Origin of the sequence: Flavobacterium sp. (assembly GCF_041392085.1) — a bacterium.
GTDB lineage: Bacteria > Bacteroidota > Bacteroidia > Flavobacteriales > Flavobacteriaceae > Flavobacterium.
Map to the genome: position 1 here is coordinate 372,757 of NZ_JAWKMW010000005.1, position 24,259 is coordinate 397,015.

The following is a 24,259-nucleotide window of genomic DNA, read 5'->3' on the forward strand; positions in this document are numbered from 1 at the left end:
CTTTACTCATTATCACGACCAAATCGCTCAAATATTTTGTTATAACTGTTGAATGTCTTTCTGTTTTTTTCATAAAAAACAGTATCCTTTTTGCTTTTTATAACCTGAATCAAAGAACGATAACGTTCTAAATTTTTGACAATTTCATAGATGTTATCATTCTGTTCGGATGCTTTTAGGCTAACATAATAATTTAGATTTTCGTTGTATTTTTTGGCTAATTTGGATGTCAATTCTCGTGCCTTTTCAATTTCACCTAAATCATAATACCCTCCTACAAAAGGCTCTAATAAAGTATAAAAACCATATTTATCTAGTGGTAATTTTTCCAAGGCTAATTCAATAACTTTCCTAGCTTTGTCCTTTTTTTCTTCAACAATAAGCTGCTGCATCAAACGAGATAGATTTAAGCGATAAGTTATACTGTTTCTGCGTGTTTCAACATCGTGATAAATATCACCGTCACTATTTCCCCAATCCCACTTCATCACAATATCATACATTTTATCACTATCTATCATACCCATTTCTAATTGTCCGTTTTCGGGATTATAAGGTGTTTTTATGGGGACCAATTTATAAACTAATCCATCTAATTGAAGGTATTGTTTCATCCAAAGAAAATCTTCGTCACTATCACTTCCACCGGTAAAATAAATTGGCCTTTTCCAATTATTATTCTGGATGATATCAAACATCATGGTTCTTGCTTTGTAAATAGCCCTGTCTTTAATATCAATATCCATGTACGGCACAATTGAATCATAAAATTTTTCTGAAACCACTTTGTTTTTGATTACAGCATCTTTATCTACGGTATATCTAATTTTGTTAGTAGGGAAAAAGTGCACCTTTTGGCCACTTTGCATCTCAAGTTTGGTGTTAGGGTCGTCACTTTTGATAAAATCAATAAAACTTTTTAATTCCCAACGATTCTGAGTTATTTCATTAAAAACGCAGTAGTCTAATTTGTCTCCGGCATATTGTTCTCTTTTAAATGAAATTGGCAAGGGTTCTGAATCATATGCTTTTGCTTTCATTTGATCTATATGCCAATCCGTCATAAATAATTGGGTGTTAACTACTCTAACGTCTCTGCGAATTCCCTCGATTTCTTGAGCATACCACAAAGGGAAAGTATCATTATCGCCTATAGTAAACAAAATTGCATTGGGCTCGCATGATTCTAAATAACCTTTTGCATTTGCTAGAGCGGTATATTTCCCGGAACGATCATGATCATCCCAATTTTGAGAAGCCAGTAGTATAGGAGCCGCTAAAAGCGTAGTAATAAATACAATCGGTAAGACAATCTTAGGTTGCAACCATTTCCTTAAAGTGTCAAAAATGGCATATACACCAATACCTATCCAAATAGCAAAAACATAAAATGAGCCAACCAAGGCATAGTCTCTTTCACGAGGTTCAAAAGGTCTTTCGTTGAGGTAAATTTTTAATGCTATACCCGTAAACAAGAATAAGGCAAGTAGTACATAAAAACTTTTTAAATCTTTTTTAGAATGGTATAACAAACCGATAATTCCTAAAATAAAAGGTAAAAAGTAATACACATTTCTTCCTTTATTGGTGACAACATCTTGAGGTAAGTTTTCTTGAGATCCTAAAAAGACTTCGTCAATAAAATTGATGCCACTCAGCCAATTTCCTTCATTGTCGTATTTTCCTTGGACGTCACTTTGTCTTCCAACGAAATTCCACAATAAATAACGAACATACATATACCCAAATTGGTATTCAAACATAAATTTAAAATTGTCTGAAGTTTTAGGTTTTTCTACGATAAGGTAATTTCCATACCCTTTTAAAAATGAAATGTAATCTTCTGTATCTAATCTGCCGGAACTATAAGCTTGTCTAAATTGTGATACAATATTGACTAATTCTTCTTCATGAGCATATTCAGGATCTATTTTAAAATCAACTACATTAGTAAATTCCATGTAATTTTGAGCACTTTCACCATTCCACATTCTGGGCAGAATGGTTTTATGGGCATGATGACTGTTTTGTATGGCATTAATATAATTGTTAGTAATTATATATTTACCAGTTTTATAGTCACGTTCATAATTAGGAGCTTTATCTAAGTAAGGCTCGTCAGGATCTAATCCCGCAAACATATCTGTGAATTGTGGGCCGTAGAAAAGTGGATTTTGCGGATATTGTTCTCGATTGTAATAAGCTAACACTTCACGAGCATCAGAAGGGCGATTTTCATTAATTACTACATTTGCATTAGCTCTGATAGGTAACATCATCCAAGTTGAAAACCCAATAAGTACAAAAAGAACGCATAATAATATCGTGTTGTATTGTGGAAGATTCTTTGTTCGGGTAAACTTTAAGCCAAAGTAAAAGAAAGCGATTAAAAATAAGGTCATAAAAATAGTACCTGAGTTAAAAGGCAACCCAAAGGTGTTAACCATAAAAACCTCTGTTTTCCCGAAAAGCGACATGGTTAGAGGTAAAAGCATTTTGAATATAAACAACAAAATTGCCACGACAACAACATTAGCAATGATGAAATTTTTAACGGAGATGGTTTTGTAATTTTTAAAAAAATACAACAAACCGATGGATGGTATTGTCAACAAAGCCATAAAGTGTACGCCAAACGAAAGCCCAACAACCAAGCAGATTAATAAAAGCCACTTGTTTCCACGAGGAGAATGCATCTCGGTTTCCCAACGTAAACCTAACCAAAATAATAGCGAAATTAATAAAGTGGCCATGGCATACACTTCGGCTTCCACAGCATTATACCAAAAACTGTCTGTAAATGTAAAGGCTAATGCACCTACCAAAGAAGCACCTAAAATAGCTAGTTCATCTATTTTTGTTATTTCTTTGAATCGAGCAATTATTTTTCTCAATAATAGTGTAGATGACCAAAACATGAATAATATTGTAAATGCACTAGAAAACACAGACATCATATTTACCATGAGGGCCACTTTTGTATCGTCTGGGGCAAACATAGCAAAAAATGCACCCATCATTTGAAATAAAGGTGCCCCTGGTGGGTGACCGACCTGCAATTTAGCGGAAGTAGCTATGTACTCGCCACAATCCCAAAAGCTTAGTGTTGGTTCAACAGTTAATGAAAAGGTAAGTAAGGCAACGGTAAAAGCAAACCAGCCTACAACAGTATTCCACTTGTTAAAATTGAATGTTGTCATTAGTGATATTAGATATTTTATGCTTGAATCTAATTACAAAGAAACTGTTTTTTTGTGTAAACGTGGGTGACTTAACAAAATTTTCTTATTTAATGTCAGTAGTTTTTTGAATTTTAATCGAAAGGATGTTGAATAGCCACTAAAATATTTTAGATAAAATTCTTTCATTTATTTGCTTTAAATAAAAAATATTATAAATTTGCACCCGCATTCAAGCATTTATTGGTCCATGGTGTAATGGTAACACTACGGTTTTTGGTGCCGTCTTTCTAGGTTCGAGTCCTAGTGGACCAACAAAAAAACCCACTTTTAAAGAGTGGGTTTTTTGTTTTTATTAAACAGTAAATTATATCTTAAAAGTTAGTACCGGTTTCACGGCATGATTTACCAAGTCTTCACTAATACTTCCGTTGAAAAAGTGTGAAAGGCCTTTTCTGCCGTGGGTGCACATCCCAATTAAATCTGCGTTGATGCTGTTAGCAAAATTCAGGATTCCTTTTTCAACATTTGCGTCATTGAAAATATGAGTGGAATAGTTGTTTATTTTGAATTGTGCAACAAACGTATCCATAATTTCTTGAGCTACTAAAGTTGATTTAAAACTATTAGGAGTGTTAATCATAACCAAATTTAGTTCTGCTCCAAACTTATTAGCTACTTCAACCACTTTGGTAAAGGGTTTTTTCACTTCATCAGCAAAGTCAGACGCAAAAACAAATTTATTGATGTTGAAATTAGGAATTTCTTTTTTAATGATTAAAACGGGAACCTCAGAATGGCGAACAACTTTTTCTGCGTTTGAACCAATGAACATGTCTTTAAATCCACTTGCACCATGAGAACCCATAACGATTAAATCTACATCATTTTTTTTGCTTAGGTTGATGATGCCATCAAAAGCCAACTCAAATTGAATAATTTCGGATACTTTTAAACCTTCTAAATAAGGGGCATCCATCAAGCTTTCTAATTTATCAATTGCTGCATTTTTAAAAAACATAAGCTCAGGAATAGCATGACCACTACTTACCTGGTCGCCGGATTGATGAGGAAGCTCTAACATATGAAGTAATATGATCTCTCCGTCATGTTTTTTTGCGATTTGAGCCGCTACTTTGAGAGCGTATTCTGCGTGCTGAGAAAAATCGGTTGGAATTAAAATTTTTTTCATAAAAGTCGTGTAAAATAGATTGGTTTTTTAGGTTGTTTAAAAAAATAAAGGTACAAAAATTTTTATGATTTCGCAATGAATTTTTAATTATAAAAAAAATCGTTATATTTGCACCGTTATTTGATTAAAATGTAAATAATGAGGCACGCAATGCGTGCCTCTTTTTATAAAAATATGACATTTAGAGATAAAGTTGTTCATTTATTAAATCAGGGTTTGTCTGAAAAGCCAAGTGTTTTTTTGATTGATTTGACCATCACTGAAAGTATGAAAATTATCGTAACTTTGGATGGCGATAATGGAGTGACACTTCAGGATTGTATTGATATCAGTAGAGCAATAGAGCATAACTTAGATCGTGAAGAAGTTGATTTTTCTCTCGAGGTAGCTTCGGCAGGAGTTTCTTCGCCACTAAAACTGATTAGGCAATACAGAAAAAACATCGGAAGAACGGTCAAAGTAAAAACGGCTTCTGATTCAATAGAAGCAGTTTTGTCAGGTGTTAATGAGGAATATATAACCTTAACTTGGAAGGCAAGAGTGCCCAAGAAAATTGGTAAAGGAAAAGAGACGGTAGAAAATAGGATTGATTTACCGTATTCAGAAATAAAAGAAGCAATTGTGACCATAACATTTTAAAATAAAGCAAGTATTCAGCATGGAAAATATAGCCTTAATTGAATCATTTTCAGAGTTTAAAGACGATAAATTAATTGACCGTGTGACCCTCATGGCCATCTTGGAAGATGTTTTTAGAAATGCCTTAAAAAAGAAATATGGTTCAGATGACAATTTCGATATTATCATTAATCCTGATAAAGGAGATATGGAAATATGGCGAAATCGTGTGGTGGTGGCAGATGGAGAGGTAGAAGATGAAAATTCAGAAATTTCTTTATCTGAGGCTAGAAAGATTGAACCTGATTTTGAAGTTGGCGAAGATGTTTCGGAAGAAGTTAAACTAATCGATTTAGGAAGAAGAGCCATTTTAGCTCTTCGTCAAAATTTAATTTCTAAAATTCACGAACACGATAGCACCAATCTTTACAAGCAATTTAAAGATTTAATTGGGGAAATTTATACCGCAGAAGTGCACCATGTTCGTCCAAGAGTAGTAATTTTGGTTGATGATGATGGAAATGAAATTGTATTGCCAAAAGAGAAACAAATTCCATCAGATTTTTTCCGTAAAGGCGATAATGTTCGCGGAATTATTGAAAATGTAGAATTGAAAGGGAATAAACCTCAAATTATCATGTCAAGAACTTCCGAAAAGTTTTTGGAAAAATTATTTGAACAAGAGATTCCGGAAATTTTTGATGGACTAATCATGATAAAAAAAGTAGTCCGAATTCCTGGGGAAAAGGCAAAAGTAGCTGTAGATTCTTATGATGACAGAATTGATCCTGTGGGAGCATGTGTTGGAATGAAGGGTTCTAGAATTCACGGAATCGTTCGCGAGTTAGGAAATGAAAATATTGATGTTATCAATTATACAAGTAACAATCAGTTATTTATTACAAGAGCATTGAGTCCGGCAAAAGTATCTTCAATAAAAATTGATGAAGAGAAAAAAAGAGCTGAAGTATTTTTGAAATTAGAAGAAGTTTCAAAAGCCATTGGACGTGGCGGGCACAATATTAAATTAGCAGGTTTATTAACCGGTTATGAGTTGGATGTTATACGAGAAGGAAATATTGCTGAAGAAGAAGATGATGTAGAATTAGCAGAATTCTCAGATGAAATCGATGAATGGGTAATTGATGAATTTGCAAAAATTGGTCTGGATACAGCAAGAAGTGTATTGAAACATTCGATTGAAGATTTAGTTAGAAGAACAGATTTAGAAGAAGAAACAGTTCAGGAAGTGATGCGAATTTTAAAATCTGAATTTGAAGGATAAACTTCACAAAAAAGAACACACACTAAAAAAAATATATGTCTGAAGAAAAGAACATAAGAATTAATAAAGTTTTAAGGGAATTAAATATTTCTTTAGAAAGAGCCGTCGATCATTTAAAAGACCAAGGTGTTTCTATTGAAGCAAGTCCAAATACAAAAATTTCTGAAAGTGAATATTCAATTCTTTGTAATGAATTTGCCCGTGACAAAGGAAATAAAGAAGCTTCTAAAGAAGTAAGTGAAGAAAAGCGTAAAGAAAAAGAAGCACTTCGCGTAGAAAGAGAAAAAGAATTGGAGTTGCAGAAAAAGCATGAGGAAGAACTGCTGAAGCAACAACAAGAAGTTATTAAAGCCAAAGCAACGGTTAGTGGACCTAAGCAAGTTGGGAAGATTGATTTAGAAGTAAAAAGGCAATCCTCAACAGAAGTTGAACAGTCAGTAGAAAATAAAACAGAGGCTTTTTCTGAAAAAAAATCACCGGTTCAAGAGGAAAAGGCAAATTCTTTTGTTGAAAAAAAGGACTCTAAACCAATCGCTGATAAAAAAGAAGAGCCTAAAAAAGACATTCCATCTTCACCTTCAGTGCCAACTGATGAGAAGTTTGAAACTCAATATCAAAAATTATCGGGAGCTACCATAACAGGACAAAAAATTGATTTATCTCAATTTGAAAAACCAAAAAAGAAAAAGGAGGAGCCAAAAGCTCAATCAAAACCCTCTACCCAATCTGCTGGATCAAATGATTCTAATAAAAATAAAAGAAAAAGAATCCAATCTAAGCATGGTGGACATGCTGGAACTCAAAATCAAGGGAATGCACAAAGTGGTTCAATGCGACCAGGACAGTCGCCAAGACCGGGATTCAACAAAGGACAACGTCCGGCAATAGTAGCCAAAGTTGAGCCAACAGAGGAAGAAGTACAAAAACAAATCCGAGAAACCTTAGAAAAACTCCAAGGAAAAGGAAATAAGAGTAAGGCAGCAAAATACAGAAGAGACAAAAGAGAATCACATCGTCAACGTACCGATGATGAGTTGAAAGCAATCGAAGAAGGAAGCAAAATTCTAAAAGTTACGGAATTTGTTACTGTCGGTGAAATTGCCACGATGATGGATGTTCCAATTACTAAAGTTATCGGAACATGTATGTCATTGGGAATTATGGTGACGATGAACCAACGATTAGACGCTGAAACGTTATCAATTGTTGCAGATGAGTTTGGCTACGAAGTAGAATTTATAACTACAGACATTGAGGATGCTATTGAAGTAGTAGAGGATAGAGAAGAAGATTTGGTACATAGAGCTCCTATTGTAACGGTAATGGGGCATGTGGATCATGGTAAAACTTCATTGTTGGACTATATTAGAAAAGCAAATGTTATTGCAGGAGAATCAGGAGGAATTACGCAACATATCGGTGCTTACGGTGTAACATTGGAGAATGGTCAAAAAATTGCATTTCTGGATACACCCGGTCACGAGGCGTTTACGGCCATGCGTGCCCGTGGAGCTCAACTTACCGATATTGCTATTATTGTAATTGCGGCTGATGATGATATTATGCCTCAAACAAAAGAAGCTATAAGTCATGCACAAGCTGCCGGTGTTCCGATGATTTTTGCTATTAACAAGATTGATAAACCGAATGCTAATCCGGATAAAATTAAGGAGAAATTAGCCGGTATGAATTTATTGGTAGAAGACTGGGGAGGAAAGATTCAATCACACGATATTTCTGCAAAAATGGGAATTGGTGTAAAAGAGCTCTTGGAAAAGGTTTTGTTGGAAGCAGAGATTTTAGATCTCAAGGCAAACCCGAATAAACCGGCTGTTGGAACCGTAGTTGAAGCCTTCTTAGACAAAGGGAAAGGATATATTTCAACAGTTTTAGTACAAGCGGGAACTGTAAAAATAGGGGATTATGTATTAGCCGGAAAAAATCATGGTAAAGTAAAAGCCATGCATGATGAAAGAGGCAATACTATAAAAGAAGCCGGTCCATCTACACCAATTTCAATTTTAGGATTGGATGGTGCTCCTACTGCCGGTGATAAATTCAACGTGTATGAAGATGAACGTGAAGCTAAACAAATTGCAGCAAAACGTTCTCAATTAATGCGAGAGCAATCAGTAAGAACACAAAAACACATTACGCTTGCCGAGATTGGAAGACGTATAGCTTTAGGACAATTTAAAGAGTTAAATATTATCTTGAAAGGAGATGTAGATGGATCAGTTGAAGCTCTTTCCGATTCTTTTTCTAAGTTGTCTACTGAAGAAATTCAAATTAAAATTATACATAAAGGCGTTGGTGCAATTACCGAATCAGATGTATTATTAGCATCGGCTTCTGATGCAATCATTATTGGATTTAATGTACGTCCTGCCGGAAATGCAAAACAATTAGCCGATAAAGAAGAAATTGACATCAAAACGTATTCAATCATCTATGATGCAATTGATGATTTGAAAGATGCAATGGAAGGTATGTTGTCACCGGAGTTAAAAGAGGAAATTTCCGGAACCGCCGAAATACGTGAGACATTTAAAATATCTAAAGTTGGCACAATAGCCGGTTGTATGGTAACCGATGGTAAGATAATCAGAAGCTCTAAAGTTAGATTAATTAGAGAAGGCGTGGTTATATATACCGGAGAGCTCGCAACGTTAAAACGTTTCAAAGATGACGTTAAGGAGGTTTCAAAAGGTTATGATTGCGGTATGCAGATAAAAGGATATAATGATATTCAAATCAATGATATTATAGAGTCTTTCAGCCAAGTAGAGGTAAAGAAAAAATTAAAATAAACGCAATAAAATCCCGATTAATCGGGATTTTTTATTTAATAAGTTTTATACTTTTACTTATTCGGTTTTATCAAAAAAGCATTTGGATATTTTTCTTTTAATTCCTTCAAATTTCTTTCAGCTTCTATCCTTGTTTTGTAATTACCAACCCAAACTTTGTAAACCGGAGTGTGAAATACAATCGTTGCATCAAAATCTTTATATTCTCTTTTAAATGAAATAAGTTCTTTTTTAGAATTTTCATTATTCCCGGTAAAAATTTGAATTTTCCACCTGTCATTCACAGTTAACGATGCATTTGCCTTTCTTTTCTCATTTAATAAGTGTTCAAATTTCGCATCTTGTTCGATTGTTACACTTTGTGCTTTAAGCTCATAATTTATAAATAATAAAACAAGTAAAAATAAGGAATAAACAAACTTTTTTATTTGTGTAAATAACATAATGAATTGATTTTAATGCAAATGTACAGCTTATGAAATAAAACAAAACAATAAATATTATTTAGAATAAATATAAATTACTATTTAAGGTTATTTTAAGGTTTTGAGAATAGTTCATAAGTCGTATTTTTGTCGGAGTTTAAAATAAAATGTACGTTTTATAGAGAACTATAGAAAAAATCATACCAAAATAAGTCGACAAATTATATTCTACTATATGAAAAAGGTGGGTAACCCTAATTCGATTTCAAGAATTCTGCTGTTTAGTTTAGCATTCATGCTAAGTTTTTCTTTTCAAATTTTTGCTCAAGACGCTGCTGCTCCGGCTACTGAAAGTCCAGTTGCTGAGGCTCAGGGTGCTTCTGGTGACCCTGTAGCAGGGAAAGCATTGTTTAATGCACAATGTGCCGCCTGTCACAAGTTAGATGCAAAAATGACAGGTCCTGCTTTAAGGGGAGTAGGAGATAAATATGAAAAAGAATGGTTGTATAAATGGATTCGTAATAGTGCCGATTTAATCAAATCAGGAGACGAAAGAGCCAATAAAATTTTCAATGAATTCAATAAGTCGCCAATGACGGCTTTTCCTCAATTGTCAACTGCAGATATTGATAATATTATTGCTTACACTATGGAGCCGATTGCTGCTCCGCCTGCACCAACACCAGGTACAGAGGGTGTCGTTGCTCAATCGGGAGGAATTTCAAACGAGGTTATACTTGGTGCCCTTTCTTTGGTATTAGGTATGTTGGTTGTTATGTTGTTCTTAGTTAACAATGTGTTGAGCAAAATTGCCAAAGCAAACGGAATTGAAGTTGTAAAAAGTGAAAAATCATTACCTATTTGGAAGGCATTTGCTAAAAATCAATTTTTAGTTTTGGTTTCAGTTATTTTCTTTTTGTTGGCAAGTGCTTATTTTGTGTACGGATGGTTCATGCAAATCGGAGTAGATCAAGGATATGAGCCTATCCAGCCAATTCATTATTCACATAGAATTCATGCTGGAGATAACGGAATAGATTGTAAATATTGTCACTCAGCTGCCAGAGAAAGTAAGCATTCTAATATTCCATCCTTAAATGTATGTATGAATTGTCATAAAAACATTTCTGAAGTTGCTGAGGCAACATTGGCTGAAGGAAATGAGTATGGTGTAAATTATAATGACGAAATCCAAAAATTATATGATGCAGTAGGTTGGGATAAAGCCAATCAAAAATACACCGGTAAAACACAGCCTGTAAAATGGGTTCGAATTCACAATCTTCCAGATTTAGTTTATTTTAATCACGCCCAACACGTAACGGTAGGTGGAATTGAATGTCAAACATGTCATGGTCCGGTAGAGGAAATGGAAATCATGAAGCAACATTCGCCATTAACTATGGGTTGGTGTATTAATTGTCACAGAGAAACCGATGTGAAATTACAAGACAACGAATATTATAAAAAAATCCACGAAGAACTATCTAAAAAATATGGTGTAGAGAAATTGACAGCTGCACAAATGGGAGGTTTAGAATGTGGAAAATGTCACTATTAATTAATTAAGAAGCTAATATATATACAGTATGTCATCAAACAAAAAATACTGGAAAAGTGTTGAAGAGCTAAACGATAACAGTTCTATTGTTGAGACGTTAAGAAACAATGAATTTGTTGAGCCAATACCAACGGACGAGTTTTTGGGAGACAAAGACAGTTTGTCGAATTCTTCTACTTCAAGACGTGATTTCTTAAAATACGTTGGTTTTAGTACCGCTGCAGCATCGTTAGCTGCCTGCGAAGGACCGGTTATCAAGTCAATACCTTATGTGGTACAGCCGGAGCAAATTATTCCCGGTATCGCAGATTATTATGCGACAAGCATGTTTGACGGTTTTGATTTTGCAAATATTCTGGTTAAAACCCGCGAAGGTCGTCCAATCAAAATAGAAAACAATACAATTGAAGGGGCTAATTTTAGTGCCAACGCAAGAGTACATGCTTCGGTTTTATCCATGTATGACAACATGCGTTTAAAGCAACCCAAACTCAATCAAAAGGATGCTTCTTGGTCAGAGGTTGATGCCAAAGTAAAAGCTAGCTTAGCAGATGCTAAAGCTAACGGTGGTCAAGTTGTTCTTTTAACCGGTACATTAGCAAGTCCCTCTACTGATAAATTAATTGCAGAATTTATTATAAATAATCCAACAACAAAGCATGTTGTTTATGATGCTGTTTCTTCTTCTGAATCATTAGATGCTTTTGAAGAAGTTTATGGTGAAAGAGCTTTAGCAGAATATGATTTTTCAAAAGCCTCTACTATTGTATCTGTTGGAGCAGATTTCTTAGGAGACTGGCAAGGAGGTGGTTATGATAAAGGATATGCACAGGGTAGAGTTCCTAAACAAGGAAAAATGTCAAAACACATTCAGTTAGAAGCAAACATGACGTTGTCCGGGGCTGCGGCAGACAAAAGAATTCCGATGTCTACAGCAGAACAAAAATTAGCTTTAGTAAAAATCTTCAGTATAGTTACGGGAACCCCTGTTTCAGTGGGGAAATTAGCAAACGAAGCTGAAATTGTAAAAATTGCAGAACAATTAAATCAATCGGGTTCTAAAGGAGTTTTAGTTTCCGGTATCGATGATAAAAATGCTCAATTATTAGTTTTAGCAATCAATGCTAAATTAAATAGTGAAGCTTTTAATCCAAATCAAACACGTCAAATCAGAAAAGGATCTAATCAAGCAGTAGCTCAACTTTTGGCTGATTTGAATGCCGGAAAAATACACACCCTAATTATGAGTGGAGTAAATCCGGTTTATACATTGGCTGAAGGAAAATCCTTTGCTGAAGGATTGAAAAAAACAAAACTTTCTGTTGCTATTTCATTAAAAGAAGACGAAACGGCTTCTTTAACGACTATCGCAGCACCTGCTCCACATTATTTAGAGAGTTGGGGAGATGTTGAAATTATAAAAGGCACTTATGGAGTTACACAACCCACAATTCGCCCATTGTTCAATTCTCGTCAGTTACAAGATAATTTGTTAGTGTGGAATGGAAGTGATAAAACCTACTATGATTATTTAAAAGAAACTTGGTCTAACGGAATTTTATCCGGTAAATCATGGAATCAAGCAGTTCACGATGGAATATTTGTTTCTGCTACTACAACATCTAATAGTGCAGCCGGTGTTGATTTTTCAGCAGCCGCTTCTTCCTTAGCTCAAACTAAGTCAAGCGAATATGAGTTAAACTTATACACAAAAACAGGTATGGGTGATGGACAACAGGCCAACAATCCTTGGTTACAAGAGTTCCCTGATCCTATTACCAGAGTATCTTGGGATAACTATTTAACCATATCTAAAGCAGATGCGGATAAGTTAGGTGTTAGTAATGAAATAGTTGCCAATGGTGGACTTAACGGTAGTTATGTTACCGTTACAGTGGGCAATACAATATTAGAAAAAGTTCCTGTTATTATTCAGCCCGGGCAAGCCAAAGGCACCGTAGGTCTTGCTTTCGGTTATGGTAAAAAAGCTTCATTGAAAGAAGCAATGCAAGTGGGTGTGAATGCTTATGCTTTGTACAAAGGATTTAACGGAACACAAACAGTTACAATAAAGCCTGAAGAAGGTGTGCACGAATTTGCGTGTGTTCAATCACAAAAAACATTAATGGGACGCGGTGATATTATCAAAGAAACTACGTTAACCATTTTCAATACAGAAAAAGATGCTAAGAAGTGGAATCCACCGCCAATGGTTTCTATCGATCATAAACCTATTGAAGCTACAAAAGTAGATTTATGGGATAGTTTTGATAGATCTGTTGGGCATCATTTTAACTTATCAATTGATTTGAATTCTTGTACCGGTTGCGGTGCTTGTGTTATAGCTTGTCATGCTGAAAATAATGTTCCTGTAGTTGGTAAATCAGAAGTAAGAAGAAGTAGAGATATGCACTGGTTGCGAATTGATAGATATTATTCTTCTGAAGAAACGTTTGCAGGTGATGTGAAAAGAAAAGAGGAATTTGATGGATTATTCGGAGAAAAAGGTTCGTTAGGAGGATTTGGTCAAATGGAAAATCCTGCTGAAAACCCTCAAGTAGCTTTCCAACCGGTAATGTGTCAGCATTGTAACCATGCTCCATGTGAAACAGTTTGTCCTGTAGCCGCTACTTCTCACAGCCGTCAAGGTCAAAACCACATGGCTTACAACAGATGTGTGGGTACTCGTTACTGTGCTAATAACTGTCCATATAAAGTTCGTCGTTTCAACTGGTTCTTATACAACAAAAATAATGAATTCGATTTCCACATGAATGACGATTTAGGTCGTATGGTATTGAATCCGGATGTAAATGTTCGTTCAAGAGGGGTAATGGAAAAATGTTCAATGTGTATTCAAATGACACAAGCCACTATCTTAAAAGCGAAAAAAGAAGGTCGTCCGGTTAATAAAGACGAATTCCAAACAGCTTGTTCAAGTGCTTGTTCTACCGGTTCCATGGTATTTGGAGATGTAAATGATAAAGAAAGTGAAGTAGCCAAGTTGGTAGAAGACGACAGGATGTATCATTTGTTAGAACATGTTGGAACAAAACCAAATGTATTCTATCATGTTAAAGTTAGAAATACGTAATTAAAATTTAATTAATAAGAAATACTATAAAGGATTATGTCGTCTCACTACGAAGCACCCATTAGAAAACCTTTAGTTATTGGTGATAAATCTTATCACGATGTAACAGTAGATGTCGCAGCTCCTGTTGAAGGAAGAGCAAATAAACAATGGTGGATTGTATTTTCAATTGCATTAACTGCTTTCCTTTGGGGATTAGGTTGTATGATTTATACCATTTCTACCGGTATCGGAACATGGGGATTAAATAAAACTGTTGGTTGGGCTTGGGATATTACTAACTTCGTTTGGTGGGTTGGTATCGGTCACGCCGGAACATTGATTTCTGCCGTACTGTTATTATTCCGTCAAAAATGGAGAATGGCCATTAACCGCTCTGCAGAAGCAATGACCATCTTCTCAGTAATGCAAGCAGGTTTATTCCCAATTATTCATATGGGTCGTCCATGGTTAGGATATTGGGTACTTCCAATTCCAAACCAATTTGGGTCATTATGGGTAAACTTTAATTCGCCTTTACTTTGGGACGTATTTGCAATTTCTACGTATCTTTCAGTTTCCCTAGTTTTCTGGTGGACCGGTTTACTTCCTGATTTTGCGATGTTAAGAGACAGAGCCATAACTCCTTTTACAAAAAGAATTTACTCTGTTCTATCTTTCGGGTGGAGTGGAAGAGCAAAAGATTGGCAACGTTTTGAAGAAGTTTCTTTAGTGCTTGCAGGATTAGCTACTCCACTTGTACTTTCTGTACACACCATTGTATCCTTTGACTTTGCCACTTCGGTAATTCCGGGATGGCACACAACAATCTTCCCTCCCTATTTCGTTGCGGGTGCGGTATTCTCAGGGTTCGCGATGGTAAATACATTATTGATTATCATGCGTAAAGTTTCGAATTTAGAAGCTTACATTACCATTCAACACATTGAGTTGATGAATATCATTATTATGATTACGGGTTCTATTGTGGGAGTTGCTTATATCACAGAGTTATTTGTGGCGTGGTATTCCGGAGTTGAATATGAACAATATGCTTTCTTAAACAGAGCAACAGGTCCTTATGCTTGGGCATATTGGGCGATGATGACTTGTAATGTGTTTTCTCCACAATTTATGTGGTTCAAAAAACTTAGAACTAGTATCATGTTCTCCTTTGTAATCTCAATTGTTGTAAATATAGGAATGTGGTTTGAGCGTTTCGTAATTATCGTAACATCTTTACACAGAGATTACCTTCCATCTTCTTGGACGATGTTCTCACCAACCTTTGTTGATATTGGAATCTTTATCGGAACAATCGGATTTTTCTTCGTGTTGTTCTTATTATATGCACGTTCATTCCCTGTAATTGCTCAAGCAGAGGTTAAAACTATCTTGAAGTCTTCAGGGGATAATTATAAAAGAAAAAGAGAACAAGAAGGCGATCACCACAATCATTAAGATAATTAGTAGTAAGAAATTATGAGTACTAAAGTTATACAAGCACTATATAATGATGATGACATCCTGATGGATGCGGTTAAAGAAACGCGAAAAGCTCATCACCATATTGAAGAGGTTTATACACCTTTTCCTGTACACGGTTTAGATAAAGCTATGGGTTTAGCTCCAACAAGAATAGCTATTGCATCTTTTTTATATGGCTGTGTTGGTTTATCTGTTGCAGTATGGATGATGAATTATATCATGATTCAAGATTGGCCACAAGATATTGGAGGAAAACCAAGTTTCAGTTACATTGAAAACATGCCTGCATTTGTGCCAATTATGTTTGAGTTAACTGTTTTCTTTGCTGCTCACTTAATGGTGATTACTTTTTATATGAGAAGTAAATTATGGCCTTTTAAAGCAGCAGAAAATCCTGATGTTAGAACAACTGATGACCATTTTTTAATGGAAGTATCAGTTCATGATAATGAGCAAGAGTTGTCTGACTTTTTAAAGAAAACAGGAGCAGTAGAAATTAAAGTTGTAGAAAAGCATTAAGATAGAAATATGAAAAGCTTATTTAAAATAGCCATGTTGTTTGGACTTGCGGTTTCCGTTACGTCTTGCTTTGACAGTAAAAGTCCAAATTATCAATTTTTCCCTAATATGTATCAATCTGTAGGTTATGAAACGTATGCAGAGTCTGATGCTTTTAATGGACAAAATCAATTAAAAGGTCAAACCGCCCAAGTACCACCTCAAGGAAGCATAAAGAGAGGTTTCGAAATTTATGATTATGAAAATTCAACTGCCGGTTATGAATTGGCAAAACTAAATCTTACTTCGCCTCTTGATTCAATTTCTGAAAAAGAAGCAGCAAAAGGTAAAGAATTATACGGAATTTATTGTGCGATTTGTCATGGTGAGCAAGGTAACGGAAAAGGTAAATTGGTAGAAAGAGAAAAATTCTTAGGAGTTCCAAGCTATGCTGACAGACAAATTACTGAAGGAAGTGTTTTTCATGTAATTACCTATGGATTAAATTCAATGGGTTCTCATGCCAATCAATTGTCTCAACATGAGCGATGGTTAGTAACTGATTATGTTCTTCAGTTAAAAAGTAAATTATAATTATTGACAACAAGATTGTATAGATATGTATACCTTTTCAAGTAAATTAAAAGTTTTTTCCATTATTCTGATGATTATTGGATTGTTGGGAATTGGATATAGTTTTATTTCTGCTCCAAAAACCACTGCCGATGTAGAAAAAATTCTTGAGGCCGAAGCACATGCTCATCATGGTTCTCATGATGCACATGCTCATGATACACATGCTCATGCTGCAAATGATGCAGCTGCACACGCAGAACACGAAGAACATTTAAACCATGTTTTACATCAATTACAAAATAAGCCTTGGGCTGCTTTTTATGTGGCTGCTATATTTTTCATGCTGATTTCATTAGGTGTTTTGGCTTTTTATGCAATTCAAAACGTTGCTCAAGCAGGATGGTCTCCTGTCTTATTCCGTGTGATGCAAGGGTTAACTGCATATTTACCTATTGGGTCATTAATTTTCTTTGTTTTATTGGTACTTTCTGCATTGCATTTTAATCACTTATTTGTGTGGATGGATCCTGAATTGGTAAATCCTGAAAGCCCTAAATTTGATAAATTAATTGCAGGAAAAAATGGCTACTTAAATGAATGGTTTTGGTTAATTCGTGCAGCAGTTTTTATTTTGGGTTGGAATTTATATCGCTACTTTTCTAGAAAAAATTGTTTGGCTCAAGATGAGGCTTCTGATAATGCATTTTATAAAAAGAATTTCAAAATATCAGCGGGGTTTTTAGTGTTCTTTATCGTTACGGAATCTATAATGTCATGGGATTGGATAATGTCTGTTGACCCTCACTGGTTTTCAACATTGTTTGGATGGTATGTGTTTGCCTCATTCTTTGTAAGTGGTATTACAGTGATTGCCATGACAACCTTGTATTTAAAATCGAGAGGGTATTTAGAATATGTAAACACCAGTCATATCCATGATCTTGCTAAGTTTATGTTTGGTATTAGTGTGTTTTGGACCTATTTATGGTTTTCGCAATTTATGTTAATTTGGTATTCAAATATACCCGAAGAAGTTACTTATTTTGTTACAAGAATAGAACAATATAATTTACCTTTCTTTGGTATGATTGTAATGAATTTTATTTTTCCGTTTCTAATTCTAATCAATACAGATTTTAAACGTATTACTTGGATTTTAGTAATGGGAGGAGTAGTTATTTTGTTAGGCCACTATGTTGATTTCTTTAATATGATTATGCCGGCAACGGTGGGAGATAGATGGTTTATTGGAGTAGCAGAAATTAGTTCTTTACTTTTCTTCCTAGGGTTATTTATTTTTGTTGTTTTTACGGCTTTAACAAAAGCACCGCTTTTACCCAAAAGAAATCCGTTTATTGAAGAAAGTAAACATTTTCATTATTAATATTTAAAGATTTAGACAGATGACAAGTTTGTTAGTACTAGTTGTTTTAGTTTTAGTATCAGTAGCCATATGGCAATTAACTAAAATATTTGATTTAACTCAAATAGGAGGTGATACTGATAATTCTCAAGTGGCTAATGATAATGATAATAATGTAAATGGTTACTTAATGTTTGCCTTTCTAGTTTTCATTTATATTACTACAATTTTTTGCGTTGTGAAGTACGGTCATTTTCCATTAATGAGTAATTCTGCCTCTGAACATGGAGTTGAAGTAGACCGTTTGATGTGGATTTCCATGATTCTAATTTTCTTCGTTCAAACTATAACGCAAGCTTTATTACATTATTTTGCCTACAAATACAGAGGTAAAAAAGGGAAGACAGCGTTGTATTTCGCAGACAATAATAAATTAGAAATGATTTGGAGTATTATTCCAGCGATTACTTTGGCTGGTTTAATTCTTTACGGATTGTATGCTTGGACAAATATTATGTTTGTGGATGAAGAAACTGAAAACCCAATGGTTGTTGAAATTTATGCAAAACAATTTGGTTGGGAAGTAAGATATGCAGGTGAAGATAATGTATTAGGAAAAGCTAATGTTAGATATATTGAAGGTGTAAATACATTAGGTGTTGATTTAGCAGATCCAAATGCTCAAGATGATATTCAAGCGAATGAATTACATTTGCCAGAAGGGGTTAAAGTTGTTTTTAAAATTCGGTCACAAGATGTTTTACATTCTGCTTATATGCCACATTTTAGAGCTCAAATGAATTGTGTTCCTGGAATGGTAACTCAATTTGCCTTTACGCCGACAGTTACAACACTGGATATGCGCAACTCTCCGGAAATGCAAGAAAAAGTTGCGAACATTAACAAAATAAGAGCAGAAAAAAGTAAGCAATTAGTTGCAGAGGGCAAACCGGCTTTAGATCCGTATACATTCGATTATCTTTTATTGTGTAATAAAATTTGTGGAAGTTCACATTATAATATGCAAATGAAAATTGTAGTCGATAGTAAAGAAGATTTTACTAAATGGTTAAATGAAAAACAAACTATAGCACAAGTCATAAAAGCTCAAGAACAACCGGAAGAAGAGTTGATTGAAATTGGAAAAGATACTGCAAAAGTTGTTGTCGATTCAACGTTAGTAGCTCAAGTTATAGAGAAAAAATAGCTAAACAAAAATTATAATTTAAGATTATGTCAGCACACGATCACGCAAACGAACACGATCACGGACACGAACATCACCACAAAGATACCTTTATCACAAAGTATATCTTCAGTATTGACCATAAAATGATAGCCAAACAATACCTTATAACAGGATTGATTATGGGTATTATTGGTGTGGCAATGTCTCTATTGTTTAGAATGCAATTGGCATGGCCGGAGGAATCCTTTAAAATTTTTAATGTATTGTTAGGAGATAATTTTGCTCCGGACGGTGTGATGCGTAATGATATTTATCTAGCATTAGTTACTATTCATGGAACAATTATGGTGTTCTTTGTTTTAACAGCCGGATTGAGTGGTACTTTTAGTAATCTGTTAATTCCTTTACAGATTGGTGCTCGTGATATGGCTTCAGGCTTCATGAACATGATATCCTATTGGTTGTTCTTTTTGTCCAGTGTAATTATGATTATTTCATTGTTTGTTGAGTCTGGTCCAGCCTCAGCAGGATGGACAATTTATCCTCCCTTGAGTGCCCTTCCTCAAGCGATTCCGGGTTCAGGAGCCGGTATGACTTTATGGTTGGTTTCAATGGCCATTTTCATCGCTTCCTCTTTGATGGGGTCACTGAATTATGTGGTTACGGTTATTAATTTAAGAACAAAAGGGATGTCAATGACTCGATTGCCTCTAACTATATGGGCTTTCTTTATTACAGCAATTATTGGTATTGTATCATTCCCTGTACTATTATCAGCAGCATTGCTATTAATCTTTGATAGAAGTTTCGGAACTTCATTTTTTCTTTCTGATATTTTTATTTCTGGAGAAGTATTACACTACCAAGGGGGTTCACCGGTGCTATTTGAACACTTGTTTTGGTTTTTAGGTCACCCGGAAGTTTATATTGTACTTTTACCGGCTTTAGGGATTACTTCTGAAATTATTGCTACCAACGCCCGCAAACCAATTTTTGGTTATCGTGCAATGATAGCTTCAATTATTGCGATTGCTTTCCTTTCAACAATTGTATGGGGTCACCATATGTTTGTGTCCGGAATGAATCCGTTTTTAGGCTCTGTGTTTACTTTTACCACATTGTTAATTGCTATTCCTTCTGCAGTAAAAGCATTCAATTATATTACTACACTTTGGAGAGGTAACCTTCAGCTAAATCCTGCAATGTTATTCTCTATAGGATTAGTTTCCACTTTCATTACAGGAGGTTTAACAGGAATTATTTTAGGAGACAGTACACTTGATATTAATGTTCACGATACCTATTTTGTTGTAGCTCACTTTCACTTAGTAATGGGTATTTCTGCTTTATACGGAATGTTTGCCGGAATCTACCATTGGTTCCCAAGAATGTTTGGTAGAATGTTAAATAAAAACTTAGGATACGTTCATTTCTGGGTAACTGCAGTTTGTGCTTATGGTGTTTTCTTCCCGATGCACTTTATAGGAATGGCCGGTTTACCGAGACGTTATTACACTAATACAGCTTTCCCTTTATTTGATGATTTGCAAAATGTAAATGTTATCATTACCATGTTCGCATTGGTTGGTGGGGCATTCCAATTAGTTTTTATTTGGAATTTCTTCCATAGCATTTTCTATGGTAAAAAAGCGGAAATGAATCCTTGGAAATCAAATACTCTAGAATGGACAGCACCTGTTGAGCATATGCATGGAAACTGGCCTGGAGCTATTCCTGAAGTGCATAGATGGCCCTACGACTATAGTAAACCCGGACACGATAGCGATTTTGTGCCGCAAACGGTTCCTATGGGTCCTAATGAAGAACAATTACATCACTAATCAATACATTATTAATTCATATTTAAAAGAGTCCTTTCATTTGTTGAAAGGGCTTTTTTATTTTTTATAATTCATTTTTGAAATACAAAATCAGACTAAACTATTATTATCTTTGTGATTATGAATGAATATTTAAATCCCACAAACAAAGGTTTTAATCCTGAAGATCTTGACATTGAAAAAAAATTAAGACCTCTTTCTTTTGATGATTTTTCCGGTCAAGATCAGGTTTTAGAAAATTTAAAAGTTTTTGTTGAAGCTGCCAATCAAAGGGAAGAAGCTCTAGATCATACTCTTTTTCACGGTCCACCTGGTTTAGGAAAGACGACTTTAGCGAATATTTTAGCGAATGAGTTAGGGGTTGCGATCAAAATTACTTCAGGACCAGTATTAGATAAACCGGGCGATTTAGCCGGATTACTTACCAATTTAGAAGACAGAGACGTTCTCTTTATTGATGAAATTCACCGTCTTAGTCCAATTGTAGAAGAATATTTGTATTCTGCAATGGAAGACTTCAAAATTGATATAATGATCGAATCCGGTCCCAATGCAAGAACAGTTCAGATAAATTTAAATCCATTTACATTAGTTGGAGCAACCACTCGTTCAGGTTTACTTACCGCACCAATGCGAGCTCGTTTCGGAATACAAAGTCGATTGCAATATTACAATACAGAATTGTTGACCATGATTGTTCAACGTAGTGCGTCCATTTTGAAAGTGCCAATTTCTATGGAAGCCGCTATCGAGATTGCAGGAAGAAGTCGAGGAACACCTCGTATTGCCAATGCATTATTACGCAGAGTTCGAGATTTCGCACAAATAAAAGGTAACGGAAAAATCGACATCGAAATTGCAAAATACGCTCTAAAAGCTCTAAATGTTGATGCTCACGGTTTAGATGAAATGGACAACAAAATCTTAAACACCATCATTGATAAATTTAAAGGCGGACCAGTAGGGTTATCAACCTTAGCAACAGCCGTTTCCGAAAGTGGCGAAACCATCGAAGAAGTCTATGAACCATTCTTAATTCAAGAGGGTTTCATTATGCGAACTCCTAGGGGAAGAGAAGTGACAGAAAAAGCGTATAAACATTTGGGTAAAATTAGAACGAATATTCAAGGAGGACTTTTTTAGGAGGGAAGATTGAAGATGGAAGCGGGAAGAAAAGCAGATAAATTTGTATTTTAAATTAAATTTTAATTATGAGTTTTAAATTCGAAAAATTAATTATTTGGCAGAAGGCGATGGATTTTGGTGAAGAAATTAATCTTTTAGCAGAAAGTCTTCCCAAACGAGAAATTTATAATTTATCCTCCCAAATTTCAAGAGCTGCCGATTCAATTGCGTTAAATATTTCTGAAGGTTCAATTGAACAATCAAAACCCGAATTCAATCGTTTTTTAGGATATTCTGTTCGTTCCATTGCAGAAGTAGTTACTTGTTTACATAAAGCAAACCGGAGGAATTATATCAATCAAGAATTATTCAATAAACTATATAAAGATGCTTTTGATTTAATGAATATGACATTAGCATTCAAAGCACAATTAAAATATTAGCAGAAAATTAACCCAAATTCCTTCCATCTCCCATCTTCCCGCTCCCATCCATGAACAAAAATTATCCTTCATTTATCATTAAACATGAAGCTCTTCGCCTCGGCTTCCTTTCCTGCGGAATCTCCAAAGCCGGTTTTCTCGAAGAAGAAGCCCCCAGACTGGAAAATTGGCTGAATAACAACATGAACGGTCAAATGCGTTATATGGAAAACCATTTCGACAAACGTTTAAATCCTACGTTATTAGTTGATGGAGCCAAAAGTGTCATTTCGTTATTACTGAATTATTATCCATCCGAATTTCAAAACGAAGAAAGTTATAAAATTTCAAAATATGCCTACGGACAAGATTATCATTTTGTCATCAAAGAAAAACTCAAAGAACTTTTACACTTTATTCAAACTGAAATTGGTGAAGTATCCGGACGAGCTTTTGTCGACTCCGCACCAGTGCTAGACAAAGCTTGGGCAGCCAAAAGTGGTCTGGGTTGGATGGGAAAAAACACCAATCTCATCACTCAAAAAGTGGGTTCTTTCTATTTTATTGCTGAGCTAATTGTGGATTTAGAATTAGAATACGATGCTCCAACCACCGACCATTGTGGTTCGTGCACAGCCTGTATTGATGCTTGCCCAACCGAAGCCATTGTTGCTCCGTATGTGGTGGATGGCAGCAAATGCATCTCCTATTTCACTATCGAATTAAAAGAAAATATTCCCGCCGAAATGAAAGGCAAATTCGATGATTGGATGTTTGGTTGCGATGTCTGTCAAGACGTTTGTCCTTGGAACCGTTTTTCAAAATCACATAGCGAACCGCTTTTTCAAGCCAATCCCGAATTGCTTTCTTTTACCAAAAAAGATTGGCAAGAAATCACCAATGATGTTTTTAAAAAAGTGTTTAAAAATTCAGCGGTTAAAAGGACTAAGTTGGAAGGGTTGAAGAGGAATATTAATTTTATAAAAAAGTAGTGTCAATTTTAGTAAAATAAAATGAAAAAAAATGTTAAATATTTCTTCATTTGTCTAATAGTAACTTTAGTCTCATGCAAATCAATTCAATTACGAAATGAAATTGATAATTATTATCAAAAAAAATACTTAGATAAACTAGACAAAAACGGTTCAAAATTCAGAAAACAAGCTATCAATGCCTTTTTTAATGAATTTGAACAAGAGTTTTCAAATATTGTAATTATTGAGGAATATGATCACAATTTGCATTCACCTGCTTTAGGAGTTTATTATCATATTTATTTTGTAGTTGATGGTAAGGTGAGAAAAAAATATGTTTCTGGTGAAAAAGAGAAGTTTGAAGAAGCTTTTCATTTTGTTTACCATGAAGAAATTTTGTTCAATTTAGAAGAAGTTATTTATTCAAAATTGATTAAAGGAGAAGAATCTGATTTAGTGGAGTATAAAGATAAAGATCAAGGATTATCACCAAGGTCTTTTATGTATGCAACACAAATTGATAAAAGTCTGAAGATAATTAATGGAGTGAAGTTTACTCAGTTTTATTTTAGCAAAGAATATTACGAAAATAAAATTTTAAAAGAATAAGATTAAATAAAGCTTTAGCTCCAAAAGAATT

Annotated in this window: 18 protein-coding genes and 1 tRNA gene; 16 read left to right on the forward strand and 3 right to left on the reverse strand. The window is 34.7% G+C overall.

Going from position 1 to position 24,259, the window contains the following annotated elements; genetic code table 11:
• Window positions 1–2 precede the first annotated feature (2 nt).
• Window positions 3–3,200 (reverse strand): DUF2723 domain-containing protein, encoded by a 3,198-nt coding sequence (locus R2782_RS04625; protein ID WP_371266899.1) that lies wholly within the window; start codon window positions 3,198–3,200, stop codon window positions 3–5.
• Window positions 3,201–3,423: 223 nt separating this feature from the next.
• On the opposite strand from R2782_RS04625, the gene R2782_RS04630 reads away from it, so the two are divergent.
• A tRNA-Gln gene (locus R2782_RS04630) sits at window positions 3,424–3,494 on the forward strand.
• A 52-nt stretch (window positions 3,495–3,546) separates the two neighbouring features.
• On the opposite strand, the gene R2782_RS04635 is transcribed toward R2782_RS04630, so the two are convergent.
• Complete coding sequence (locus tag R2782_RS04635) at window positions 3,547–4,371, reverse strand: universal stress protein (RefSeq protein WP_371266900.1); 825 nt, start codon at window positions 4,369–4,371, stop codon at window positions 3,547–3,549.
• Between the two features lie 174 nt (window positions 4,372–4,545).
• Between R2782_RS04635 and rimP the strand changes: the two genes are divergently transcribed.
• The 3 genes from rimP to infB are packed head-to-tail and all read left to right on the forward strand — an operon-like array spanning window position 4,546 to window position 9,084.
• Window positions 4,546–5,010, forward strand: coding sequence for a ribosome assembly cofactor RimP (gene rimP / locus R2782_RS04640; RefSeq protein ID WP_371266953.1), 465 nt, complete (start codon window positions 4,546–4,548; stop codon window positions 5,008–5,010).
• Between the two features lie 19 nt (window positions 5,011–5,029).
• A complete protein-coding gene (gene nusA, locus R2782_RS04645; protein WP_371266901.1) occupies window positions 5,030–6,274 on the forward strand; it encodes a transcription termination factor NusA in 1,245 nt (414 codons plus the stop codon).
• A 35-nt stretch (window positions 6,275–6,309) separates the two neighbouring features.
• The gene (gene infB / locus R2782_RS04650) at window positions 6,310–9,084 is read left to right on the forward strand and encodes a translation initiation factor IF-2 (protein WP_371266902.1); all 2,775 of its coding nucleotides are present in this window, start codon (window positions 6,310–6,312) and stop codon (window positions 9,082–9,084) included.
• A 53-nt stretch (window positions 9,085–9,137) separates the two neighbouring features.
• Here the strand turns inward: infB and R2782_RS04655 are convergent, their stop codons facing one another.
• Complete coding sequence (locus tag R2782_RS04655) at window positions 9,138–9,527, reverse strand: SPOR domain-containing protein (RefSeq protein WP_371266903.1); 390 nt, start codon at window positions 9,525–9,527, stop codon at window positions 9,138–9,140.
• A 217-nt stretch (window positions 9,528–9,744) separates the two neighbouring features.
• Here R2782_RS04655 and R2782_RS04660 point away from each other — a divergent pair, with 217 nt between their 5' ends.
• The 12 genes from R2782_RS04660 to R2782_RS04715 all read left to right on the forward strand — a co-directional run bounded on the left by R2782_RS04660 (window position 9,745) and on the right by R2782_RS04715 (window position 24,228).
• Window positions 9,745–11,070 carry a c-type cytochrome gene (locus R2782_RS04660; protein WP_371266904.1) on the forward strand — a complete coding sequence of 442 codons (1,326 nt, stop codon included), beginning with the start codon at window positions 9,745–9,747 and terminating at the stop codon, window positions 11,068–11,070.
• Between the two features lie 28 nt (window positions 11,071–11,098).
• Window positions 11,099–14,164 (forward strand): TAT-variant-translocated molybdopterin oxidoreductase, encoded by a 3,066-nt coding sequence (locus tag R2782_RS04665; RefSeq protein WP_371266905.1) that lies wholly within the window; start codon window positions 11,099–11,101, stop codon window positions 14,162–14,164.
• 36 nt (window positions 14,165–14,200) lie between these two features.
• On the forward strand, window positions 14,201–15,604 hold the full coding sequence (nrfD, locus tag R2782_RS04670; protein ID WP_371266906.1) for an NrfD/PsrC family molybdoenzyme membrane anchor subunit: 1,404 nt from the start codon (window positions 14,201–14,203) through the stop codon (window positions 15,602–15,604).
• Between the two features lie 21 nt (window positions 15,605–15,625).
• Window positions 15,626–16,150: a DUF3341 domain-containing protein gene (locus tag R2782_RS04675; protein WP_371266907.1), complete on the forward strand. Its 525-nt coding sequence runs from the start codon at window positions 15,626–15,628 to the stop codon at window positions 16,148–16,150.
• Between the two features lie 9 nt (window positions 16,151–16,159).
• Window positions 16,160–16,723 carry a cytochrome c gene (locus tag R2782_RS04680; protein WP_371266908.1) on the forward strand — a complete coding sequence of 188 codons (564 nt, stop codon included), beginning with the start codon at window positions 16,160–16,162 and terminating at the stop codon, window positions 16,721–16,723.
• A 25-nt stretch (window positions 16,724–16,748) separates the two neighbouring features.
• Complete coding sequence (locus R2782_RS04685; RefSeq protein WP_371266909.1) at window positions 16,749–18,089, forward strand: quinol:cytochrome C oxidoreductase; 1,341 nt, start codon at window positions 16,749–16,751, stop codon at window positions 18,087–18,089.
• Window positions 18,090–18,108: 19 nt separating this feature from the next.
• Window positions 18,109–19,275, forward strand: a complete 1,167-nt coding sequence (locus tag R2782_RS04690; RefSeq protein WP_371266910.1) for a cytochrome c oxidase subunit II — start codon at window positions 18,109–18,111, stop codon at window positions 19,273–19,275.
• 26 nt (window positions 19,276–19,301) lie between these two features.
• The gene (locus tag R2782_RS04695) at window positions 19,302–21,098 is read left to right on the forward strand and encodes a cbb3-type cytochrome c oxidase subunit I (RefSeq protein ID WP_371266911.1); all 1,797 of its coding nucleotides are present in this window, start codon (window positions 19,302–19,304) and stop codon (window positions 21,096–21,098) included.
• A gap of 120 nt (window positions 21,099–21,218) precedes the next feature.
• Window positions 21,219–22,241: a Holliday junction branch migration DNA helicase RuvB gene (gene ruvB / locus R2782_RS04700; protein ID WP_371266912.1), complete on the forward strand. Its 1,023-nt coding sequence runs from the start codon at window positions 21,219–21,221 to the stop codon at window positions 22,239–22,241.
• Window positions 22,242–22,309: 68 nt separating this feature from the next.
• Complete coding sequence (locus tag R2782_RS04705; protein WP_371266913.1) at window positions 22,310–22,666, forward strand: four helix bundle protein; 357 nt, start codon at window positions 22,310–22,312, stop codon at window positions 22,664–22,666.
• Between the two features lie 50 nt (window positions 22,667–22,716).
• Window positions 22,717–23,637 (forward strand): tRNA epoxyqueuosine(34) reductase QueG, encoded by a 921-nt coding sequence (gene queG / locus R2782_RS04710; protein WP_371266914.1) that lies wholly within the window; start codon window positions 22,717–22,719, stop codon window positions 23,635–23,637.
• A gap of 21 nt (window positions 23,638–23,658) precedes the next feature.
• A complete protein-coding gene (locus R2782_RS04715; protein ID WP_371266915.1) occupies window positions 23,659–24,228 on the forward strand; it encodes a hypothetical protein in 570 nt (189 codons plus the stop codon).
• The last annotated feature ends 31 nt before the right edge of the window (window positions 24,229–24,259 follow it).

What these genes read in the sequence shown, in the direction of transcription:
- R2782_RS04665 (WP_371266905.1), top strand. Translation starts at nt 11,099, where the DNA reads ATGTCATCAAACAAAAAATACTGGAAAAGTGTTGAAGAGCTAAACGAT.
- R2782_RS04695 (WP_371266911.1), top strand. Translation starts at nt 19,302, where the DNA reads ATGTCAGCACACGATCACGCAAACGAACACGATCACGGACACGAACAT.
- R2782_RS04685 (WP_371266909.1), top strand. Translation starts at nt 16,749, where the DNA reads ATGTATACCTTTTCAAGTAAATTAAAAGTTTTTTCCATTATTCTGATG.
- ruvB (WP_371266912.1), top strand. Translation starts at nt 21,219, where the DNA reads ATGAATGAATATTTAAATCCCACAAACAAAGGTTTTAATCCTGAAGAT.
- rimP (WP_371266953.1), top strand. Translation starts at nt 4,546, where the DNA reads ATGACATTTAGAGATAAAGTTGTTCATTTATTAAATCAGGGTTTGTCT.
- R2782_RS04690 (WP_371266910.1), top strand. Translation starts at nt 18,109, where the DNA reads ATGACAAGTTTGTTAGTACTAGTTGTTTTAGTTTTAGTATCAGTAGCC.
- R2782_RS04635 (WP_371266900.1), bottom strand. Translation starts at nt 4,371, where the DNA reads ATGAAAAAAATTTTAATTCCAACCGATTTTTCTCAGCACGCAGAATAC.
- R2782_RS04625 (WP_371266899.1), bottom strand. Translation starts at nt 3,200, where the DNA reads ATGACAACATTCAATTTTAACAAGTGGAATACTGTTGTAGGCTGGTTT.
- queG (WP_371266914.1), top strand. Translation starts at nt 22,717, where the DNA reads ATGAACAAAAATTATCCTTCATTTATCATTAAACATGAAGCTCTTCGC.
- nrfD (WP_371266906.1), top strand. Translation starts at nt 14,201, where the DNA reads ATGTCGTCTCACTACGAAGCACCCATTAGAAAACCTTTAGTTATTGGT.
- infB (WP_371266902.1), top strand. Translation starts at nt 6,310, where the DNA reads ATGTCTGAAGAAAAGAACATAAGAATTAATAAAGTTTTAAGGGAATTA.
- R2782_RS04680 (WP_371266908.1), top strand. Translation starts at nt 16,160, where the DNA reads ATGAAAAGCTTATTTAAAATAGCCATGTTGTTTGGACTTGCGGTTTCC.
- R2782_RS04705 (WP_371266913.1), top strand. Translation starts at nt 22,310, where the DNA reads ATGAGTTTTAAATTCGAAAAATTAATTATTTGGCAGAAGGCGATGGAT.
- R2782_RS04715 (WP_371266915.1), top strand. Translation starts at nt 23,659, where the DNA reads ATGAAAAAAAATGTTAAATATTTCTTCATTTGTCTAATAGTAACTTTA.
- R2782_RS04655 (WP_371266903.1), bottom strand. Translation starts at nt 9,527, where the DNA reads ATGTTATTTACACAAATAAAAAAGTTTGTTTATTCCTTATTTTTACTT.
- nusA (WP_371266901.1), top strand. Translation starts at nt 5,030, where the DNA reads ATGGAAAATATAGCCTTAATTGAATCATTTTCAGAGTTTAAAGACGAT.
- R2782_RS04660 (WP_371266904.1), top strand. Translation starts at nt 9,745, where the DNA reads ATGAAAAAGGTGGGTAACCCTAATTCGATTTCAAGAATTCTGCTGTTT.
- R2782_RS04675 (WP_371266907.1), top strand. Translation starts at nt 15,626, where the DNA reads ATGAGTACTAAAGTTATACAAGCACTATATAATGATGATGACATCCTG.